Below are 20,372 nucleotides of genomic sequence, written 5' to 3'. Positions count from 1 at the left end.
ACGAGTCGGCTAGCGAGATAGGTCACCCGGTTGGCTTAGCCGTGCTTCCCCGGGTGCCCCGAATTGACGTGCGGCGCTGACGCAACGAACCACCCTGCACGGGACGTTGGGCGGCTCGCACGGGGTGGAGGGTGTAGGCGTGCACGCAACAACGAGCACCAGGACGACGAGCTAGGGGGCGACGTGCGCTGTATCGACTGTCCCCGACCGGCGACGCACCAGGGTCGCTGCGAGGAACGCCATCAGGCGTACGAGAACCGCGAGCCGGTCCGTGCTCGGCGTGCTCGCCGCTCGGTGCTTGCTCGGGTGTACTCGGGGGCTGCTCGGCTCCGTGCGCTGGTCGGCATCCGTGGCGGTGCTCGCTGTGCGCGGTGCGCTCGTCCTCGCTGACGGGGTGGACGTGGACCACGCGAGACCACCTACCCATGGGCGGGACGCACACGAGCGGCAACGTTCAGGTGCTGTGCTGGGGCTGCCACGAGCTGAAGACGAGCACGAAGTTTTGCATAAGAGGTACTTCGGGGATTCGGGATTTTTGATTCGTGTACGGATTTAGACGCCACCCTTTCCGTCACGCTTCGCTTCGGGCGCGTCCGGGTATTCCCAGTCGATGTCAATGCCGGTAAACATCGGGAATCGACCGAAGAAGTCCACGACGGATTCCACAAAGTTGGGGTTTGCTGAACCCCGGGCGTGCTCAAGCGACTTTGCGAGAGCCGCAGTCTGCTTCTCGATGAGCTGCAACAGTTCCTTTTCCTTAGCGTTGAGCATTCGCCCACCTTTCTGATGCCTGCCTGCCACACGGGTTGCGATGGCCACGATGTCAGATCGCTCTCGGGCACACACCAAGAACTGCCCCAAGTAACCCGTTAGGTGGACCCCATGCCGCGTAAACCCCGTACCCCCTGCACGATCCCCGGGTGCCCCGAGCTGACGAGCGGGGGACGCTGCCCGACCCACGAGCGCGAGGCGGAACAGCAGCGAGGCACGACAGCCGAGCGGGGCTATGACACCCGCTGGCAGCGCATCCGGCGGCGCTATCTGTACGCGCATCCGTGGTGTGTGCTGTGTTCGCGCGTCGCGACGGTGGCCGATCACTTCCCGGAGTCGCGCCGCTCGCTGGTGGCTCGGGGCGTGTCCGATCCGGACGCGTTCTCTCGTCTGCGTCCGCTGTGCACGTCGTGCCACAACCGCGAGACCGCGAAGCATCAACCGGGCGGTTGGGCTGCCGAGCGCGTCCGTCCTCGCCGCTTCTGATTCGGCGACCAGGGGGGTACTCCCTCGCCCCGCCGAGATTGATCGGCAGGGAGGCAAAAAACTCGCATGGCTCATTTGAGCGTTCCTGTGGGTCGTGCGCGCCGCCAGTCATCGACTGACGCTTACTTGATATTCCGAATTTTGATTAACCGTTGAGGAGAATTCTCATGACTTTGACCCTTGCTGAGTCCGCAAAGCTCTCACAGGACGATCTGCGGCGCGGAGTGATCGAGACGTTCGTTCAGGAGTCCCCGATCCTGGACCGGCTTCCCCTCATAGACGTGGAGGGCAACGCCTACCGGTACAACGAGGAATCGAAGCTGCCCGGAGTCTCCTTCCGGGCAGTGAACGAGGCGTATCCGGAGAGCACTGGTGCTGTGAACCAGCGAATTGAGACGCTGGCCATCCTCGGCGGTGACGCGGACGTGGACAAGTTCATTGCCCAGACCCGGGGCAACATCAACGATCAGCGGGCCATTCAGACCACGATGAAGGTCAAGGCCGCCTCCATCCACTTCGCGGACCAGTTCTTCAACGGCGACACCGCAGTGAACCCCAACGGGTTCGACGGCTTGCGCAAGCGGCTGCTCGGCTCACAGGTGCTGGACGCAAAGGGCCTTGGTCCGGTCGCCAACGGCTATGACTTCTTTGATGCCTTGGACGCGCTGACCGCGCAGGTGCGCGGCATCAACGGTGCCAACGGCGCGCTCTACATGAACGCCGAGATCCGCGCCAAGATCGTGTCAGGGTTCCGTCGGCTCGGCGGCGGGGAACTCCTTCCCGCCGAGATCGCAGGGAAGCGCACAGTCGCGTGGAACGGCATCCTGCTCCTGGACGCAGGGCAGAAGCTCGACGGCACTGACGTCCTGCCCCTGACGGCTGGCACGGGCGGCAAGCAGACCGGCGACATCTACGCCGTGCGCTTCGGGTCCTCCGAAGCCGATGCCGCTGTCTCCGGGCTGACCAATGGCGGCATCCAGGTCACAGACCTTGGCGAGTCACACGACAAGCCCGTCTACCGCACCCGCATAGATTTCTACTGCGGACTCGCCCTGTTCGGCGGCCGAGCAGCCGCACGGCTGACTGGCGTCCTCAACGGCTAGCCCACTCAAAGCCCCGTATTTGTCACCCTTACCAGGATGGCGAGTACGGGGCTTTTGGCGTGACTTGGAGGCTAACTAGCGCGCCTCTATTGCGGGTTGCCGCATTCCCTCATACGCCTCTCGCAAGTCACCAGCTTCTGAAATTTTGCGAGACTCAACGGCCTGTACGACTTCCAGGGCACGCCAGCGGTTGGAGGGGACGACTCGCCCCGAGAGAATGGCTCGCTGCGCTGCATCGCAGGCTTCGTCCACTCGATCGGAAACGACGAGCGACAGTGCGAGATCGATGTTCGCTGAGGCTACGCGGCGCGGCCATTTTGAGATGTCATTCGACGGAGCAAGCCGGTTGATTACCTCGCGGGCGTACTCTTCGGCTGCCGGATCACCTACCCAAGCCAGAGTGGTCGCAGTATAGGAAACGGATTTTCCGGGGTCGTACTGGTAATGGTGTTCAGGGTGATCAGGGAATTGCAGGGGGGAGACGAGTGTGTTGACTCGACCTATGGCGCCGTACGTCTCATTGGCTTGTCCGAGCCTGGCGTACGCGCGCCCTTCTTGAGCCGTCGCCTGGATTTCAACGGAACTCCCCTTCGGTGCAAGAGCTTGAGCCGCCTTGCTCAGCTCTACAGCCTTGGCGTAATCACCGGAAGTAAGAACCCGCCACGCGTCCGTCTCGAAACACCAGGCTTGGATTTCAGCATGCCCGGCGTGCTTGGCCAGCGTCATGGCCGTGTGCAGCCGTGCCGTCGCGGCATGCTCCTGGTTCAGGTCGATGTGGAGCGTTGCTCCCAACAGTGAGAACCAACCACCGAGGACCAGCAACTGCCGATGCTCGGCCAGGGTCTTCCTCGCGTCCAGCAAGTGACTGACGTATGACGAGTACTTACGCACCCGCACCAAGAGGTCCTGCGGAGCAGAAGACGGATACAGCCTCGCTAGTTCATCAAAAACCAGCTCAAGGCGTGAGAGCGTTTCACTCCCGACGTCACTTGCTGCCACTCGCCGCACAAGTTCCAGAGCTTCCATTTCGTCATCATGTGCGGGAAGAGGCGCCGCCAACTGGGTAGTTGTCGTGGGTGCTGCCTGCGGGGCACCATCTACACAGTGGATCAATGAATCCAGTTGAGATACGGACACCTTCAGCTCTCGGCAAAGGTCCGGTCGATGGAAGGATTGTGGAGCGGTTTCACCAGTCTCCCAACGGCTTACGGTTGTTCGCTCTACTCCGATGGCGTCAGCTAGCGATTCCTGGCTGAAACCCATCGCCTTGCGGCGCTTCACGAAGTTCTCTCGCCTGGCCATGTCGCCTCCCCGCTCTCTGGCTTGCCGTTGTACCAGGTCAGAGGGTCCGTTGAGTCCAGTATGCGGCAGCGATGCGGCAGAGATGCGGCACTCCCGCGCTGGCACGTCATGTTGCCCGGCCCTGTACTGGTGAATCGCCCAAGACGGGGTACTGCCGGAGCGGCCTTTGTAAGCCGTCTGGATCTCCCTGGATGGGCAGTCGAACAGCTCTCGCCTGGACCCGAGAGAGAGGCCCCATGGAAGCCACGGACCGTGCGCGACTGGAAAGCTACTTCAGCAGGATCGCTGATGAGTTCACGCCGCCCGAGCGGCCGTCGTCACTGCTGATCACACACCTGTTACCCGAGCGCCCCGCATTCATCAGGGCGGTCAGCAAGGCAACCAAGCTGCGGGCCGTGCTGCCCAAACCGAAGTCCATCAACACGATGGCCCGGCGCGAGGTGGAACAAGCCGTGGCGTGCGACGAGCTGATGCGAGAGACGTTCGCCGACGCGGACACCGCCGTGACCTACCTGGAGACGAGGGCGGCCGGGGAACCGGTCGTGCTGCTCGACGTAGGCGGGTACTTCGCACCCTCGCTGGACGCGCTGTGCGCCCGCTTCACAGGCCACGTCCTCGGCGTGGTCGAGGACACCGAGAACGGCCACAAGCGGTACGCCGACAGGGACAAGCTGCCGTGCCCCGTGGTGTCCGTCGCCCGCTCGCCCCTCAAGGACCCGGAAGACTTCCTCGTGGGTCAGTCGGTCGTCTTCTCCACCGAAGCCCTCCTCCGAGGGCGCGGCGACATCCTGCACGGACGTCCCGCACTGGTCCTCGGGTTCGGCAAGCTCGGTTCGAGCATCGCCCGGCTGCTGCACGTCAAGGGCGTACGGGTCATCGTCTACGACATCAACCCGGTACGGCAGACACAGGCCATGTCACACGGGTTCGAGGTGGCCCGAGACCGCGACCGAGCCCTAGAGACCGCAGGACTGGTGTTGTGCGCTACGGGAGGACTCAGCTTGCGAGGCGAGGACTTCCCCCGCCTGAAGAACGGCGCCTACGTGGCCACCGTGACCAGCTCGGAAGACGAACTGGAACTGGACGGCCTGCCTGCGGGCTACGTCCGGGACAGCGCGGGAGAGAACGTGACCCGGTACACCACCACGGGGCACTACTTCTATCTGCTGAACGGCGGCAACGCGGTCAACTTCCTGCACGGCGCGAGCGTTGGACCGTTCATCTTCCTCGTCCAAGCCGAAATCATCGCGGGCGCGGCCATGCTCGCTCACGGCGGCCTTGACGCCACCCTGCACGAAGTCCCCGCCACCGACCGGGCAGCCATCGCGGCTACCTGGCTCCACTACTACAACAGGTGATCGAATGCCCATCACGGCAGACCACATCCGCACCACCCTCGCCGAGTACGCCGACGCGCACCCCGAAGACAAGTGCACGCTCACACCCCTGTCGGAACTGTTGGACGAGGGCGCCGACGTGACCAGCCGGAAGGAATTCCGCGGCCACGCCACCGCGGGCGCCGTACTCGTCAATGACCAGCGCCAAGCACTGTTCATCCACCACGTCGCCCTGAACAAGTGGCTGACCCCCGGCGGGCATCTGGAGCCCGAGGACACGAACCTGATGCACGCCGCCCTACGTGAACTGGTCGAAGAAACCGGGATCACGCTCAGCGTCGCTCCCGTCCAGCCGACCCCGATCCACGTGGACGTGCATCCCATCCCTGCCAACGACAGCAAGGACGAGCCCGCCCACTGGCACGCGGACTTTCGCTACGTCTTCCAGGTGACGGGCGAACACTCCGTAACACTCCAAGAGGAAGAGGTCAGCGGGTACGCGTGGCGGGGAATCGACACGATCACTGACGAGACGCTACGCAGCCGCGTCCTCGCTGCCCTGCGCTGACCTCTCGTCGCCCCGTCTGTCCCGGCGCCCCTCCGCTGCGGATGGACGGGGCTTCGTCGTCCTGGTGCCCTCCGAGACGGCCCAGGTAGCCAAAACGCCCCGACAGACCGCGTAGGACCGGTCTACCGGGGCTTGCCGAGACAGCTTCCAAGGAGCTGAAACGACCGTGCGTGATGCTATCGCCAGAGCACTTCTCTGGGTGCTCGCCTTACTGCCCCGCACCCCTCGCGTCGAACCGGGGCGCCACACCGCCAAGTTCCTCTCACCCCGACCCATGTCAGTGAGGGAAGCCCACTCCGAGCCCGATTCCACCGCTGCATGGCGTACCCCATGGCGGACGCCGAGCGCCGAGACGGTCCGGGAGGTCTTCGAGCAGCGCCCCGATCTGCCGTACCTGCAACGCGAGCGGTGGCGCGCGGCAGCATTCGCAGAACTCGGCGTGGACTACGACCACCCCACCACGAACATCACTCCGGTTCGGCGCGTGAACGCATGAGCCGCGACGGAGGCACCAGCGAGCCCGCCACTCACGCATGGCCTGTGCTCGGCATCTGCGGGCACCAGACGACAGCCCCCGTCCCCGTCGGGGAGATTCCGCGTGCGAGCGGCGGAGGCTGGCACACCCACTACGTGTGCCCTGATTGCGTGCACCGCTACGGACCGCTCGCGCAGTGGGACGAGCTGCCCGCAATGCGCTGGACCACTCTTCGCTGATCAGCTCACGCAAGACCACGCCCCGCTCGGCCACATCCCGAGCGGGGCTTTTGCATGCTCTGACCAGGCACTACCCTCAGAACTCCTACTAACGAGCATCGGGGCTTCCCGAACAAGGGGGCTCCGCCCCCTTGGACCCCCTTGCGGCTGGGTCTCAGCCCCTCCGGCGTTTGAGGAGCGGGGGTCTGGGGGCGGAGCCCCCAGGATCGGGAAGGGGCGGGTCAGGGGCGCACCCGCGAGGGCAGGCGGAACGATCAGAGGACGTCGGACGGGTGGACCACCTCCGTGATGCCGCGCTCCGCGAGATGGCCGAGGTCGGAGACCCGTTCGGCCAGAACCAGCGCGGGCCGCACCCCCTCCCCGGCAAGCCGCGCGAAGGCCTCGAACACGTCCCCGCCGGGCCCGCACCGGGCCCGCCGCCCCGCGTCGGGGCCGACGTCGACGACGACGGCCGTGCTCCGCGCCGCGGGCGCCTCCCACCGCTCCTTGGCGAGCCGGGCGAGGGCGGCCCCCGCGGGCTTCACGCGGCCCTCGTTCGTGAGCAGCCCGAGGCTGTACTCCAGCTCGGGGAAGTCCGCGAGGGAGCGCGACACGTCGTGGGAGCACCACCACGTCACGCCCCACACGTCGGCGCAGTCGAGCGCCGCGGCCACGGTCGTCTCGGTGAACGCGGCCGCGTCCGCCGCGAGGATGAGCGGGGCGGGCGCGCCGACCTCCTGGAGCCACACGGGCCGGTGCGGGTCCAGGGCCCAGGCCTTGGACAGCTCGATGAGGTACGCGGCGTGCTGCCCGGTCGCGACCCCGTCGCGCCCGTGCCGCTGCGCGGTGCCGTTGAACACCCACGAGTGCACGGCCGTCACGGACCCGAGCCGCGCGGCCTGCGCGGGGGTGAAGGGCTGGTCGTCCTGGTACCAGGCGGCGTCGTACTCGGCGTGCAGGTGGAGGCGGCCCGGCGCCCCTTCCTCGCAGGCGGCGAGGACCTGCTCAAGCCAGGCCCCGGCCTGCTCCTGGGTGATCCGGTCGGGATCGGGGTGCGGCCCGGCGGCGAACTGGTTGATCTCGTTGCCGATGGTCATGCCGATGAAGTTGGGCCGGTCGGCGAGGGCCGCGGCGAGGGTGCGCAGGTACTCCCGCTGGCCGGAGATCACGTCGGGGTCGGTGAAGAGGTTGCGCCGGTGCCAGGTCTGCGTCCACGCGGGCAGGAAGTCGAAGCTGGACAGATGGCCCTGGAGGCCGTCGACGTTGACGTCGAGCCCGCGCTCGGCGGCGGCGTCGGCGAGCGCGACGAGCTGCTCGACGGCGCGCGGCCGGATGAGGGTGCGGTTGGGCTGGAAGTACGGCCAGATCGGGAACACCCGGACGTGGTCGAGCCCGAGCGAGGCGATGGCGTCGAGGTCACGGCGCACGGAGTCCAGGTCGAAGTCGAGCCAGTGGTGGAACCACCCTTCGCTGGGGGTGTAGTTGGCGCCGAAGCGGGGCGGCCCCGCGGGGGCGGCGGCCGTGCCGGACAGGTTCTCTGACGTCAAGGCGGATCCTGGTTCTCAAGGAGAGGGACGGGTGGGGCGGGCCTCAGCCCTTGACGGCGCCCTCCCCGACCCCGCGGAAGAAGTACCGCTGGAGGCAGGCGAAGAGCACGATCAGCGGCAGCACGGCGATCACCGTGCCCGCGGCGACGAGGCGTTCGTCGTTGGCGAAGGTGCCGTGCAGGTAGTTGAGGCCGATGGTCAGGGTGAACTTGTCGGGGTCGCTCAGCACGATCAGGGGCCACAGGAAGTCGTCCCAGGCACCCATGAAGGCGAAGATGGCGACGACGGCGAGGGTGCCCTTCACGGCGGGCAGCGCGATGCGGAAGAACCGCTGCCACACGTTCGCCCCGTCGACGAACGCGGCCTCCTCGATCTCGTACGGGACGTTGAGGAAGGCGTTGCGCATCAGCAGCACGTTGAGCGCCGAGACGCAGCCGGGCAGCAGGACGCCGATGAGGGTGTTGTTGAGGCCGAGGTCCCGCATGGTGGTGAACTGGGCGATGATGATGCCCTCGACGGGCACGAGCATGGCCAGGATGAACACGAGCGTCGCCGCCTTGCGGCCGCGGTAGCGCAGGCGCGCCAGGGCGTATCCGGCGAGGGCCGCGCCCACGCAGTTGGTGACGACGTTCGCCGCGGCGACCTTCAGGGAGTTGAGGGCGTAGTCCCACACGGGGATGGTGTCGGCGACGCGTTCGTAGTTGTGCAGGGTCGGGTCGGACGGCAGGAACTTGGGCGGCGAGCTGAAGATGTTCTCGTGCGGTCCCTTCAGGGACGTCGACAGCTGCCACAGGAACGGGCCGATCATCAGGGCCAGGACGAGCAGCAGCAGGAGGTAGCGCAGGGCGAGCTCCCACACGCGCATCCGGCGCCCGTTCTCGTCCGTGGGCCGCCACTTGCGCGGGCGGGGGGCCTCGGTGCGCGCCGCGCGGACGGCTTCGGTGTCCGGGGTCGTCATCGGTTCTCCTTCCGGTCCGCGCGCAGCACGAGCAGCATCAGCGCGACGGTGACGACGAAGATGACGACGGAGATCGCGGAGGCGTAGCCGACCCGTCCGGTCAGACCGGTGCCGGTGCGCTGCACGAGCATCACGAGCGTGGTGTCCTCGCCCGCGGGCCCGCCGGCCGGCCCCGCCATCAGATACACCTCGGAGAACACCTTGAACGCGGCGACCGAGGACAGCGCGGCGACCAGGACCATGGTGGAGCGCACGGCGGGCACGGTGACGCTGACGAAGCGGCGGATCGGGCCCGCGCCGTCGACGGCGGCGGCCTCGTGCAGTTCGCGCGGGACGTTCGCGAGCGCCGCCAGGTAAATGATCATGTAGTAGCCGAGGCCCTTCCAGACCGTGACGGCCATGGCGGAGAACAGCAGCAGCCACTGGTCGCTGAGGAAGCCGACCTTGCCCGCCCCCACCGCCTCCAGGACGGCGTTCACCAGGCCCCGCTCGTCGAGCATCCACACCCAGATCAGACCGACGACGACGATGGAGGCGACCACCGGCGTGTAGAAGGCCGACCGGAAGAACGTGATGCCGGGGATCTGCTTCTGTACGAGCATCGCGAGCAGCAGCGGCAGGATGACGAGCGCGGGCACGACCACGAGGACGTACAGGGTGCTGTTGCGCAGGCCGATCCAGAACATCTCGTCGTGCAGCAGCTCGCGGAAGTTGGCGAGGCCCACGTACTTGCCCTCGACCAGCTGCCGTTTGTCGGTGAAGGCGTTGATCACCGTGCTGACGAAGGGGTAGAGGATGAACCAGCCGACGATCACCAGGCCCGGGGCGGCGAACAGCCAGGGGCTGGTGGGCAGTTGGCGCCGGACGCGGCGGCGGGCGCCCGCCTCCCCGGCGGCGGTCCGCCGGGCGGCCGAGAGGGCGGCTCCGGCGGGCCGCACCGGGGAGGCGGCGGGGCTTGAACTCTTCATGGCTGCGGTTCCCTGGTCGGCGGATCAGCTCTGCTGGAGCAGCCGGTCACACTGCTTGACAGCGTTGTCAAGCGCTTCTTCGGGGCTCTCCTTGCCCTGCAGCGCCTTGGCGACGGAGTTGCGGAGGGCGACCTTCATCTGCTCGCTGAACAGCACGGGCGTGTAGTTCACCGCGGTCTTCAGGGACTTGGCGGCGGCGACGCGCACGCGCGTCTCGTCCGTGCCGTCCTCCTTGGTGAAGTACGGGTCGTCCAGGGAGCCCTTGGTGCTCGGGAAGATCGCGACCTTCTTGGCGAAGGACATCTGGCGCTGCGCGTCGGTCACGAAGTGCGCGAAGGCGACGGCGGCGGGCGTCTGCTTGGTGCGCTTGTTCACCATCACGCCCATCACGTACATGTTGTCCTTGCCGGTGCTGCTGATCTGCGGCGTGATGCCGATGTTCTTGTAGAGGCCCGGGGCGTCCTTCTTGAACTTCTCCAGGTCGAGGGCGCTGCCCGGGTTCATCGCGACGGCCTCGGTGAGGAACTTCTTGCCGGTCGACTCGGGCGTCGCGGTCAGGGCCTGGCCGTCCAGGGCCTTGGCGTCGTAGAGCTTCTTGTACTTCGTGAGGAGCTGGACGCCCTTGGCGTCGTTGAAGGTGAAGCCGGTGCCTTCCTTGTTCATCAGCGGGACGCCGTAGCGGCCGAAGTCCTCGATGGTGGGGACGTTGGCGAGCGTGGCGATGTCGCCGTCGCTCTTGTCCGCGATCTTCAGGGCGTCGTCGAAGAGCTGGTCGTAGGTCTTCGGCGGCTTCGCCGCGTCCAGGCCCGCCTCCTTGAACAGCCGCTTGTTGTAGAACAGCGGGCCGGTGTTCAGGTACCAGGGGAAGGCGTACGTGCCCTGCACGCCGGGGACCTGGTGGCTCTTCCAGGCACCCGGCAGGTACTCCTTCTCGTACTTGCCCGCCGCCTGGTCGAGGTCGAGGGCGATGCCCGCCTTGGCCAGCGGCGCCACCAGGTCCGGCGAGACGTTCACGACGTCGGGCAGGGTGCCCCCGGCGGCGTCCGCGCTGATCTTGTCGGCGTAGCCCTCGCCGGGCTGGTCGACCCACTTGACCTCGGTGCCCGGGTACTTGTCCTCGAAGTCGTCGATCAGGCCCTCGAAGTAGGACTTGAAGTTCGCCTTCAGGTTCCAGGTCTGGAAGGTGATCTTGCCCTCGACCTTGCCGGAGGCGTCGGTCGAGCCGCCGTCGTCATTGCCGCCGCAGGCGCTCAGGGAGATCATCGAAGCGACGGCGACGGCGGCGGCAGCGGGGACCGCCCGGCGGGGGCTGCGGAATATCCGGGAATGACGCACGTGAACGGCTCCTTTGCTCGGCCCGGCGCATGGCGGCACGGGCCACCGGCAGCGGTGGCGACCCGCAGGGAATCGCGGAATCGCACCGAGGCAGACCCTGCATGGAGTTCCGGTGAAAAGTCAATGGATTGGTGTCGATTCGTCTCCCCCGAGGCCGCTCGACCTCACTAACTCGCAGGTCAGAGCCATTGGTTGAAAGCCTTGTCACCAACAGCTAATGCGCTTTAGGGTGTGCTAGCTCAAGCGCATTAGTACCTGCGCGGCCGGAGCGCATCGGGCGCTCCGCACGCGGAAAGGGGCAACGGGTGCAAGGCAAGCGGTCACCGGCACGCCGGCCGACCATGAAGGACATCGCCCGGCGCGCAGGCGTCTCCGAGAGCGCCGTCTCCTTCGCGCTCAACGACAGACCCGGGGTCTCCGAGGTGACCCGCGACCGGGTGCGCAGGGTCGCCGAGCAGCTGGGCTGGCGGCCCAGCACGGCGGCGCGCGCCCTGTCCGGCGAGGGCGCGGCCACGGTCGGCCTGGTGGTGGCCAGGCCCGCCGCCACGCTCGGCGTCGACTCGTTCTTCCTGCAGCTGATCTCGGGCATCCAGGAGGTCCTGGCCGAGCGTCAACTGGGGCTGCTCTTCCAGGTGGTGGAGGACGTCGAGGCGGAGTGCGCGGCGTACCGGCGGTGGTGGGCCGAGCACCGCGTCGACGGCGTCCTCGTCGTGGACCCGCGCACCGACGACCCGCGGCCCGCGCTCCTGGAGGAGCTCGGGCTACCCGCGGTGGTCACCGGCGGCGTGCCCGACCCCGAACGGCCGCCGCGCGCCGGGCTCTCGACCGTGTGGGCCGACGACGCGGGCGCAATGGCGGCCGTCGTCGGCCATCTGCACGCGCTCGGGCACCGCCGCATCGTGCACATCGCCGGGCTCCCCGGCCTCGCGCACACCGAGCGCCGCGTGCGCACCCTGCGTGCCGAGGCCGAGCGCCGGGGCCTGCGCGGGGTCCGGTCGGTCACCACCGACTACTCGGACGCGGAGGGCGCCGCCGTGACCCGCCGGGTGCTGCGCTCGGCGAGCCCGCCGACGGCGCTCGTCTACGACAACGACGTGATGGCCGTCGCCGGGGTGGCGGCCGCGGCGTCCCTCGGCTTCGCCGTGCCCGCCGACGTGTCGGTGGTGGCCTGGGAGGACTCGGCCCTGTGCCGCATGGTGCACCCGTGGCTGACCGCCCTGTCCCGGGACACGGTGTCCTTCGGGCGGACGGCCGCGCGCGAGCTCCTCGGCCTGCTCGACGACGGCCCCGCGGAGACGGTGCAGGTGCCGCTGCCCACGCTGATCGAGCGGGAGAGCACGGGGGCGGTGCGCGCGGCGGGGTGAGGCGCCCGCGCGGTCACGCGAGGCGGCAGCGCGCGTCGACACCGCCCAGCTTGCCCGTGAGCCGCAGCACCCGGCCGAGGCCCTTGGGGACGATGCGGGCGCGCAGGGTCACCGAGGCCTCCACGGGGGTGTTCTCCGGGGCCGAGACGAGCAGCCGCAGCTCCTCGTTGACGTGCAGAAAGGCGCGGTCGGAGGTCCTGAAGTCCCAGTAGGCGGTGGTGAAGCCGACGCCGGAGGACGTGATGCGCGGGCAGTACACCGTCTTGCGCCGGGTGACCTGCGGGGACAGCTGCGCGCCGAGCCCGGAGGCGGCCACGCTGAAGCTGAGGCCCGCGCCCAGTGTCGTCTCCAGCTCGACGGGGCTCTCGCCGTCCACGAGCGCGGGCGACATGTCCGCCACGACCACGCCGGGCGACAGGGACAGGTCGATGACCAGGCGGGACCAGCGCACATCGGTCTCCGGGTGCGTCTGGACCACGCAGATCAGCGGGATGTCGTAGCCGGTGCGGCCCGGCTCCGTGCCGGGCACGCGCCGCACCGCGCCCCGGGCGAGTCCGATCCGGGTCTCGCGCCGCAGCAGGGTGACCGTGGTCTCGCCGACGGGGGCGGGGGCGCGGTCGAGGTCGTCCTCGTCGACGGCGGGGGTGACGAGGCCGATCAGCTCGTATCCCGCGGGCAGGCCGGTGGCGGTCAGCATGGGGTGCTCCCTCGGGTCGCGGTACGGGGGTCGGGGTGCGGGGCGCGCCAGTCGCCGAGCAGGCAGAAGGCCGCCCAGCTCTCCAGGCGGCCGCCGCCCGGGCGGTCGCGGGCCGCGAGCATGGCGGTGCGCAGGGCGGCGCCGGGTGCCTCGCCCGCGGCGGTCAGGTCGTGGAAGTCGCCCATGAGGGCGGCCGTGGTGGCGTCCGGCACCCGCCACAGGCTCATCACCAGGGACCGCACGCCCGCGTAGAGCAGGGACCAGCTCAGGCCGAGGGTCTCGTCGGTGCGGCTGGTGCGGCCGAGGCCGGTCTCGCAGGCGGACAGGACGGCGAGCCGGACGCCGTGCCAGTCCTGCCGCAGGATGTCACGGGCCGTCAGGACGCCGTCGGCGAGGACGAGTCCGGAGGACAGCGGGTCCGCGGCGTCGAAGGAGGCGTGGCAGGCGGCGTGGAACACCTCCGCTCCGGGCAGGGCGCGCAGCACCCGCTCCCGGGTCGCCCCCTCGCCGAGCAGCGGGGCGCAGCCGAGGCGCCCGCCCAGGGCCAGCGCCTCGTCGCGCGCGTGCGGCAGGTCGCCGCCGGGGTCGCCGAGGACGACGGCGCCGCCGCCCGCGACGGGCGCGCGGTGGGTGAGCGTGCGCAGGAGCGACACGGTGGGCAGATACGCGACGGCGTTGCGGTCGATCAGTGCCCCGGAGCCGTCGGGGCTCAGGGCGTGGAAGGGCACGTGGTGCAGGGCCCCGGTGGGGCAGATGACGACGGTGTCCTCGGGGCGGGTGAGCGCGGCCAGCGGCGCCACCAGCGGGTCGAGGACGCGGTGGAAGAGGCCGGGCATGTCCTCGGCCATCTCGCGGACGCGCCCCGCGCTGCCCAGGTTGTCCCCGATGAAGCGCAGCACCGCCGCGCCGTCGGCGTCGACCGGGGTCACGCGCACGGGGCCCTCGTCGCCGTCGCCGCCCAGGGTGAACAGGGCGATCTCACCGGTGTCGAGCAGCGCGTAGGAGGCCACCACCGTGCGCTGCCCGGCGAGTTCGCGGGAGACGGCGGCGGGATCCATGACGGTGGCGCGGCGGACCCCGACGTACTCCTCGGCGGGCGGACCGTATCCGGCGAGCCGCCGCCACAGGGCGTCGAGGCGCGCGGTGAGGTCGTAGTGGCGCTTCCAGTCCACGGCGGGCGCCGCCGCGAGGGCCGCGCGCTCGGCGATGAGGGCCGCCTCGTCGGCCAGCAGGTCGGGTGGTACGCCGTCGGGCGCGCGGAGCCGGGCGGTGCTCATGGCGTCGAGCAGGGAGCGGGCGCGCAGCCGCTCGGACGCGGTGAAGGCCGCGGCGATGTGGTGGCCCGGGTCCCGGTCGGGGCGGTCCGAGCCGTCCGTGGCGGGTCCCGCTTCCGCCGCGCGCCGGGCCTCGCTCTCCGCGCGCTGGAGGCGGTAGCGGGTCAGCAGTTCGTACGCCTCGGCCCGGCCGTCCTGGAGGTGGCCGCGCCGCTCGGGGTTCGGCTCCGCCGCGCGCACCAGGTCGGCCAGTTCCACGCCGAGTTCGAGTACGTCCGTGGCCGTGTACGGCTCGCCGTGCTCCCAGGCGGCGCGGGCCATGGGCAGGATCGCGGGCCAGGCGCGCTCGGCTGACAGGACCCGCCGGCCGCGCGTCGCGGTGGGCTCGCTCCGGGGTGCCCAGAACAGCGGGTCGCCCCGCTGTCCCGGCACGCCCGACAGGTGCAGCACCTGTTCGTAGGCGAGCACGGCGTGGCCGAGGTCGGGCCGGCGGCGCAGCACGGCGGCGGTGGCGAGCCAGTCCTGGGCGAGCCGGTCGGCGTTGCCGGAGTCGCGCTCGCGGGCCTCGGCGAGGTGGTGCAGGGCCATGCGCGGGAACCCCTGTTCGCCGAGGACGACGCCCAGGTGGTGGTGGACGATGGCGAGCGCGATCGGCACCGGGGAGCGCAGCGCCTCCCGCTCGGCGAGCGGCAGGGTCTCGTGGAACCAGCTCAGGGCGCGCTCCCGCTCCCCCAGCTCGTGCCAGGCCAGGGCGAGTTCGACGAGCGACACGATCCGCTCGTGGTCGCTGTCCGGGACGTCGGCGGTGATCTCGTCGAGCCTGCGCTGGTACTCCTCCGCCGCGGCCGCGTCGCCGCAGCGGCGCGCCACCCGCGCGAGGTCCCGGTACAGCTCCGTCCAGTGGTCGAGGCCGCTGAACTGGCCGTAGTCGAGCCACGGGTCGCGGCCCGTGCGCTCCCGCTCGTGCTCGTCGGTCACCAGCCACCGCTCGGTCTGGCACAGCAGGTCGTACGCCTCGCTGTAGCGCCCCATGGCGTCCAGGACGCCCGCGGCCTGCTTCAGGGCGTCCGCGAGCAGCCGCGCGCGGCCCGGCTCCTCGGGGTCGCCGGCGGGCCACTGCCGGTCGAGGTGCTCGGCGATCTGTACGCCGCGCCGGGCGAGCAGCAGGGAGCGCTCGAAGTCGCCCGCCTTGGCGGCCCACTGGAACACCGTCATCCGCAGCGTGTCGAGGGCGTCCGCCCAGTGGTCCGCCCCTTCGGCGCGCAGCCAGGCGTCGAAGCGGCCGTCGTCACCGGCCGCGGCGAGCAGTTCGCCGAGCACGGGCTCGCGTTCCCGCACGGCGGCTTCGAGCTCGGCGGGCAGCGTGTCCTTGATGCCGGTACCGGCGGCGGGTCCGGACAGGGGCAGGCCGATGGGGCCGCCGTAGGGGGCGCCGAAGCGCGCGGGCGCGGGGGGCTCGGCCGCCGGGGGTTTCGCCGTGGCTTCACCGGTGGCCGGGGCCGGGTCGGGCACCACGGCCGGGGGCGGCAGGGCTTCGAGGGCCTGCCGGGCCCCGCCGTAGCCGGGGTCGAGGGCCAGCGCGCGGGCGTAGCAGCGCCGGGCCTCCTGCGTGCCGTCGAGGGTGTCGCGGAAGGTGTCGCCGAGGAAGCGCCAGGCCATCGGCGTCTCCTCGACGGCGAGCGACTCCTGGAAGTAGACCCGGGCGAGCCCCGTCTCGCGGCGTACGAAGTGCACGTCGCCGAGCATCAGCAGGGCGAGCGAGCTCTCCGGGTCGGCGTCCAGGGCGCGTTGGTAGTACGTCGCGGCGTCGGTGTACTCACCGCGGTGGAAGTGGTGCTCCCCCTGGCCGATGAGCTCGGACGCCTCGCGCTGGGCGCGGGTCACCAGGGGGACGCCGAGCACCTTGGCCACCTTGGCCGCGAGGCCCGGCTCCTCCTCGGCGAGCTGTTTGAGGCGGTCCGCGCCGTCCGGGCTGCCCGCGATCATGGCCGCCCAAAGCTGGGCGGCGACCTCGCCCGGCGGCACGCCGACGCTGTCGGGGTCGAGGAGCAGTGTGCCGTCACGGAACAGCGCGTGCACGGGCGGCGGCGCGGCGGGGGCGGGGGCGTTGCCCGTCGTGGGCAGGACGTCGGTGATGTGACGGCCGCCGGTGATCCGGGCCAGCTCCTCGTCCCACTCCGCCGCCTCCGGGCGGAGCCTGGCGGTGAGGAGCAGCACGATCAGCTCGACGAAGGGCTCGTCGTCCGGCACCGGCGGGTCCGAGATCCGGGAGCGGAGCAGCGCGACGGCCTCGTCCAGCCGGTTGGATCCGGCGTAGGCGTTGGCGAGCGATCTGACCGCCGGCACATCCGCGGGATCGTCGGCCACCAGGGCCGTCAGGACGCGGATCTCGCGGGCCGTCGCGCCCTGGGCGCGCAGATGCCGGGCCAACGTCCAGCGGAAGCCCGGGCGCCCCGGGCCGGCCGCGAGCACCCGGTCGCCGAGCGCCGCCCACGCCAGCAGCCCCTCGCCACCTTCACCACCCCCGCCGCCCAGCCCACGTCCGTCGCTCTCCCGACGCCCGTCGCCGAGCCCGCTCCCACCGCCTTCCCCACGCCCCTCACCTAGCCCATGCCCGTCGTTCTCCCCGCACTCATCGCTCTCCCCGCACCCATCGCCCAGCCCGCTCCCGCCGCCTTCCCCACGCCCAACACTTTCCCGACGCCCGCCCCCTAGCCCACGCCCGTCGCTCTCCCCACACCCATCACCCAGCTCGCTCCCGTCGCCCTCCCCACACCTGTCGCCCAGCCCACGCCCATCGCCCAGCCCGCTCCCGCCGCCTTCCCCCCGTCCACCGCTTTCCCAGCGCCCGTCGCCCAGCCCACATCCATCACTTTCCCGACGCCCATCGCCCAGCCCACTCCCATCGCCCTCCCCACACCTGTCGCCCAGCCCGCCTCCGCCCCCGCTCCCGGCCCCGCCCCTGGCCTCGTCCTCGTTCCCGGCCCTGGCCAACCCGCGGAAGAACTCGGTCGTCCAGGCGATCCACAGCTCGGCGTCCGCGCCGGGGCCCCACCGCTCCAGCCAGCGCTTCAGGACGGCTTCCCGGCTTCCCTCCGTGTGGTCGCCGCCCTCGGCGACCGTCGCCACCACGTCGTACGCCGCGCAGCGCACCGTCAACGCCCGGCGGAGCCCCGTGAGTTCGTGGCCGCACATCTCCTCCAGCGGGCCGAGCACGTCCCGTGCGGGTGCCGGGACGTCGGCGAGGGAGGCCCGGTCGGTGCCGTCGTCGGTGAGGGCGGCTCCGGCCGTGCCGAGCGCGAAGGCGACGCCGTCGACCCGGGCGGCGCCCGGGTGCGCGGCGAGCGAGAAGTGGCGGTGCGCCTCGGCCCGGTGCCCGGTCGCGTCGGCGGCGATGCCGCGCATCAGATGGGTCTGCGCGGCCAGCATCTGCGTCATGCGGCGGACGTCGTTCCCGCGGGGGTCCTGACCGACCACCAGCGCGGCGCCGATCCCTTCGAGCACGTCGGCCAGGAGCCCGGCGTCCTCGTGGACGCGCCAGGGGTCCTCGCAGGTCGCCCCGTACCCGAAGAGGTCCGCGAGCAGGCACGTCGTCGCATCGGGGGAGCGCTGTGCCACCTCGTCCCGGCGGGCCGCGAGGGGCAGTGCCGCGAGGGCACGCAGCCGCTCCCCGGCCGCCGCCCGGTCGGCCGCCACCGGGCCCCGCGCCCCCGACGCCTCCGGCGGCTGCGGTCCGAACCGGTCGTGCATCGACCCGGCCCACGTCACCAGCATGGTCAGCCCCAGCACCGCGTCCCCCTCGCGCCGTCCGTCACCTCACCCCCCAGGAAACGCGGTGTGCGGCGTCACGGTTCCACGGCGTCACGTCAACGTTCCGCCGCGGACTCGGAGTTGACCAGCGGGAACCGCTCTGCGGGCGCGCCGGGACCGGCGGCCGGTTCCGCGCGGCGCGCCCACAGCGCGGCGCCCGCGAGCAGGACGACGGCGCCAAGGAGCCAGCGCGCGGGCCCGGCCGGCAGGAAACCGGCGATCAACCCCGTGAGCGCGCCGACCAGTTGCAGCGCGAGGGACTGGACGGAGAGGGCGGTGGCCCTGCCCTCGCTCGGCACGCGGCGGTGCAGCAGCTCGTTCTGGCTGGGGTTCGCCGCGCCGAGGCCCAGGTACACGAGCGCGTAGCCACCCACCGCGAGCAGCACCGGGACCGGTCCGGCGGCGCTCGCCGTGACCGCGAGCAGCAGCAGGCCGCCCCCGGCGGCGCCGAGGCAGAGGAGGACGGCGCGCTCCCCGCCACCGGCGAGGCGGGCGACGGGCGGGGCGAGCTGGCTGCCGAGGGCCGAGCACAGGTATCCGGCGCAGGCGAGCCCCGCGAACACCACAGCGCCCGACTCCGCCGCGCCGGTCAGGTCCGCGGCGCGGCCCGGCGTGAGCAGTTCGACGGTGACCAGGGCGCTGCCCGCCGCGCCCGCGCTGAGCACGACCCGGCGCACCAGGGCGTCGCTGCCGCCCAGGCGCATCCCGGCGACGATGGTGCCCGGGACGCCGCGCAGCACGCCGCGCAGGGTGGCTCGGGGCCGGGGCGGCTCGGGCAGGGCGGTCAGGACGTACACGATGAAGACGAAGGCGACGCCCACGCCGAGCAGCGCCGGTACGGACAGCGGCAGGACGAGTCCCGACGTGGCCCGGTCGAGGCGGGCGCCGAGGTCGGGGCCGAGCCCCAGGAGCCAGGGCAGCGAGCCGCCGACGAGCGTGCCGACCGCCAGGGCGGCGGAGGAGGCGGTGGCGCCGCGCGCCAGGCCGGTGCGCAGCTCGGCGTCGGGCCCCGCGCTCGCCTGCACGGTGTCGACGTACCAGGCCTCGGCGGGGCCGCTGGACAGGGCGCGGCCCGCGCCCTTGAAGGCCATGGCGAGGGCGAGCACCCAGGCGGTGGTGCCGAGCGCGTGCAGGGTGAGCGCCACCACGTCGAGCACGCCCGCGGCGGCGAGCACGGCCTTGCGGCCGAGGACGTCCGCGAGCCCGCCGGTGGGCAGTTCGAGCAGCGCGGCGGTCAGCGAGTGCGCGGCGACGCAGCCCGCGACCGCCGCGAGGGCGAGGCCGCGCTCGGTCATCAGCGGGACCATCGGGGCGATGGCGAGGCCCAGGGGCAGCCAGAAGAGGCCGCAGGCGATCACGTATCTGCGCCGGGCGCTGCGGGGGTCGAGCGGGCGGCGGACCGTCATGACACGCCCCAGCTGACGTTCCGGTGCGTGCCGGAGCCGCCGCGTCCGCCGGGGCCGTCCGGCTCGTCGCCGCGGGTGTCGTCCGGTCCGTACGCGCCCGGGTCGTCAGGTCCGTCGGACGCGCCCGCGGCGCCGCCCTCCGCCAGGCCGGGTTCGCCGTCCTCGGCGGGCGCGGGCGTCGCCACCGGCAGGGTCGCGGCGAAGACCACGACCTGCTCCGCGTCCGGGTCCGCGGCGTCCCGTGCGCTCAGTTCCGCGAGCTTGCCCTCGAAGGCCCGCCACAGCTCGGCCAGGGAGGCGGCGGTCAGGCGCGGCATGAGGTCGGTGATCCCGGCGTGTTCGCGCCACTCGGGCCCGAAGCGCCCGGCGTCGAGGTCCCGCTCGTGCCGGGCCAGGGACCGGGTCAGGTGGTCGAGCTGGCGCCGGGCCATGCTGCTCCGGAAGGCGCGGCCTTCCGGCGAGGCGTCCATGTCCGCGTTGTTCCAGCTGGTGACGGCGTGGACCGACTGCCAGCGCCGCTCGCGCCCGTCGCGGTGCTCCGCCTCGGCCACGAATCCGTACTTCGCCAGGACCCGCAGGTGGTAGCTGGTGGAGGCGGACGACTCGCCGGTCTTGACGGCGAGCTCGCTCGCGGTCGCGGGGCCGTCGGCGCGCAGCAGGCCGAGCAGCCTGATGCGCAGGGGGTGGGTGAGGGCCTTGAGGGCGGCGGCGTCCCGCTCGGGGTCGAGGATCCGGTGTTCATCAGCCATAGGG

At 71.1% G+C, this 20,372-nt stretch carries 15 protein-coding genes; 5 read left to right on the top strand and 10 right to left on the bottom strand.

Features of this window, described 5'->3' with window-relative positions; all coding sequences use genetic code 11:
* Positions 1-552: 552 nt before the first annotated feature.
* Complete coding sequence (locus MQV74_RS34835) at positions 553-771, bottom strand: hypothetical protein (protein ID WP_242726989.1); 219 nt, start codon at positions 769-771, stop codon at positions 553-555.
* A 111-nt stretch (positions 772-882) separates the two neighbouring features.
* Between MQV74_RS34835 and MQV74_RS34830 the strand changes: the two genes are divergently transcribed.
* Together MQV74_RS34830 and MQV74_RS34825 are read left to right on the top strand one after the other, a co-directional pair.
* On the top strand, positions 883-1,257 hold the full coding sequence (locus tag MQV74_RS34830; protein ID WP_242726986.1) for an HNH endonuclease: 375 nt from the start codon (positions 883-885) through the stop codon (positions 1,255-1,257).
* Between the two features lie 167 nt (positions 1,258-1,424).
* Positions 1,425-2,360: a major capsid protein gene (locus MQV74_RS34825; RefSeq protein WP_242726984.1), complete on the top strand. Its 936-nt coding sequence runs from the start codon at positions 1,425-1,427 to the stop codon at positions 2,358-2,360.
* Positions 2,361-2,435: 75 nt separating this feature from the next.
* Here MQV74_RS34825 and MQV74_RS34820 read toward each other — a convergent pair whose 3' ends face one another.
* Complete coding sequence (locus MQV74_RS34820) at positions 2,436-3,662, bottom strand: helix-turn-helix domain-containing protein (protein ID WP_242726982.1); 1,227 nt, start codon at positions 3,660-3,662, stop codon at positions 2,436-2,438.
* A gap of 236 nt (positions 3,663-3,898) precedes the next feature.
* On the opposite strand from MQV74_RS34820, the gene MQV74_RS34815 reads away from it, so the two are divergent.
* On the top strand, positions 3,899-5,020 hold the full coding sequence (locus MQV74_RS34815; RefSeq protein ID WP_242726980.1) for an adenosylhomocysteinase: 1,122 nt from the start codon (positions 3,899-3,901) through the stop codon (positions 5,018-5,020).
* A 4-nt stretch (positions 5,021-5,024) separates the two neighbouring features.
* Positions 5,025-5,567, top strand: coding sequence for an NUDIX hydrolase (locus MQV74_RS34810; protein ID WP_242726978.1), 543 nt, complete (start codon positions 5,025-5,027; stop codon positions 5,565-5,567).
* Positions 5,568-6,535: 968 nt separating this feature from the next.
* Here the strand turns inward: MQV74_RS34810 and MQV74_RS34805 are convergent.
* The 4 genes from MQV74_RS34805 to MQV74_RS34790 are packed head-to-tail and all read right to left on the bottom strand — an operon-like array spanning position 6,536 to position 10,996.
* Positions 6,536-7,807: a glycoside hydrolase 5 family protein gene (locus MQV74_RS34805; protein WP_242726975.1), complete on the bottom strand. Its 1,272-nt coding sequence runs from the start codon at positions 7,805-7,807 to the stop codon at positions 6,536-6,538.
* A gap of 43 nt (positions 7,808-7,850) precedes the next feature.
* A complete protein-coding gene (locus tag MQV74_RS34800) occupies positions 7,851-8,765 on the bottom strand; it encodes a carbohydrate ABC transporter permease (RefSeq protein WP_242726973.1) in 915 nt (304 codons plus the stop codon).
* Positions 8,762-9,733 (bottom strand): carbohydrate ABC transporter permease, encoded by a 972-nt coding sequence (locus tag MQV74_RS34795; protein WP_242726971.1) that lies wholly within the window; start codon positions 9,731-9,733, stop codon positions 8,762-8,764. The genes MQV74_RS34800 and MQV74_RS34795 overlap by 4 nt, the downstream gene beginning before the upstream one ends.
* Positions 9,734-9,757: 24 nt before the next feature.
* Complete coding sequence (locus tag MQV74_RS34790; RefSeq protein WP_242729301.1) at positions 9,758-10,996, bottom strand: extracellular solute-binding protein; 1,239 nt, start codon at positions 10,994-10,996, stop codon at positions 9,758-9,760.
* Between the two features lie 413 nt (positions 10,997-11,409).
* Between MQV74_RS34790 and MQV74_RS34785 the strand changes: the two genes are divergently transcribed.
* Complete coding sequence (locus MQV74_RS34785) at positions 11,410-12,432, top strand: LacI family DNA-binding transcriptional regulator (protein WP_242726969.1); 1,023 nt, start codon at positions 11,410-11,412, stop codon at positions 12,430-12,432.
* 13 nt (positions 12,433-12,445) lie between these two features.
* On the opposite strand, the gene MQV74_RS34780 is transcribed toward MQV74_RS34785, so the two are convergent.
* The 4 genes from MQV74_RS34780 to MQV74_RS34760 all read right to left on the bottom strand — a co-directional run bounded on the left by MQV74_RS34780 (position 12,446) and on the right by MQV74_RS34760 (position 20,368).
* A complete protein-coding gene (locus MQV74_RS34780; protein WP_242726967.1) occupies positions 12,446-13,129 on the bottom strand; it encodes a hypothetical protein in 684 nt (227 codons plus the stop codon).
* Positions 13,123-18,192: a CHAT domain-containing protein gene (locus MQV74_RS40950; protein WP_308402339.1), complete on the bottom strand. Its 5,070-nt coding sequence runs from the start codon at positions 18,190-18,192 to the stop codon at positions 13,123-13,125. The genes MQV74_RS34780 and MQV74_RS40950 overlap by 7 nt, the downstream gene beginning before the upstream one ends.
* A 77-nt stretch (positions 18,193-18,269) precedes the next feature.
* Entirely contained in the window at positions 18,270-19,619 is a 1,350-nt protein-coding gene (locus MQV74_RS34765) for an MFS transporter (RefSeq protein ID WP_242726965.1), read from the bottom strand.
* Positions 19,616-20,368, bottom strand: a complete 753-nt coding sequence (locus tag MQV74_RS34760) for an ArsR/SmtB family transcription factor (RefSeq protein ID WP_242726963.1) — start codon at positions 20,366-20,368, stop codon at positions 19,616-19,618. The genes MQV74_RS34765 and MQV74_RS34760 overlap by 4 nt, the downstream gene beginning before the upstream one ends.
* Between the last annotated feature and the right edge of the window lie 4 nt (positions 20,369-20,372).

The organism is Streptomyces sp. AN091965 (assembly GCF_022698285.1).
In the GTDB taxonomy this organism is placed as follows: domain Bacteria; phylum Actinomycetota; class Actinomycetes; order Streptomycetales; family Streptomycetaceae; genus Streptomyces.
Note: the sequence above shows the minus strand (reverse complement) of the source record. Positions and strands in the feature narration are given on the sequence as shown.

Bases quoted from the DNA above. Each gene is read 5' to 3' on its own strand.
- MQV74_RS34835 (WP_242726989.1), bottom strand. From the start codon at position 771: ATGCTCAACGCTAAGGAAAAGGAACTGTTGCAGCTCATCGAGAAGCAG.
- MQV74_RS34830 (WP_242726986.1), top strand. From the start codon at position 883: ATGCCGCGTAAACCCCGTACCCCCTGCACGATCCCCGGGTGCCCCGAG.
- MQV74_RS34825 (WP_242726984.1), top strand. From the start codon at position 1,425: ATGACTTTGACCCTTGCTGAGTCCGCAAAGCTCTCACAGGACGATCTG.
- MQV74_RS34820 (WP_242726982.1), bottom strand. From the start codon at position 3,662: ATGGCCAGGCGAGAGAACTTCGTGAAGCGCCGCAAGGCGATGGGTTTC.
- MQV74_RS34815 (WP_242726980.1), top strand. From the start codon at position 3,899: ATGGAAGCCACGGACCGTGCGCGACTGGAAAGCTACTTCAGCAGGATC.
- MQV74_RS34810 (WP_242726978.1), top strand. From the start codon at position 5,025: ATGCCCATCACGGCAGACCACATCCGCACCACCCTCGCCGAGTACGCC.
- MQV74_RS34800 (WP_242726973.1), bottom strand. From the start codon at position 8,765: ATGACGACCCCGGACACCGAAGCCGTCCGCGCGGCGCGCACCGAGGCC.
- MQV74_RS34795 (WP_242726971.1), bottom strand. From the start codon at position 9,733: ATGAAGAGTTCAAGCCCCGCCGCCTCCCCGGTGCGGCCCGCCGGAGCC.
- MQV74_RS34790 (WP_242729301.1), bottom strand. From the start codon at position 10,996: ATGATCTCCCTGAGCGCCTGCGGCGGCAATGACGACGGCGGCTCGACC.
- MQV74_RS34785 (WP_242726969.1), top strand. From the start codon at position 11,410: ATGAAGGACATCGCCCGGCGCGCAGGCGTCTCCGAGAGCGCCGTCTCC.
- MQV74_RS34780 (WP_242726967.1), bottom strand. From the start codon at position 13,129: ATGCTGACCGCCACCGGCCTGCCCGCGGGATACGAGCTGATCGGCCTC.
- MQV74_RS34765 (WP_242726965.1), bottom strand. From the start codon at position 19,619: ATGACGGTCCGCCGCCCGCTCGACCCCCGCAGCGCCCGGCGCAGATAC.
- MQV74_RS34760 (WP_242726963.1), bottom strand. From the start codon at position 20,368: ATGGCTGATGAACACCGGATCCTCGACCCCGAGCGGGACGCCGCCGCC.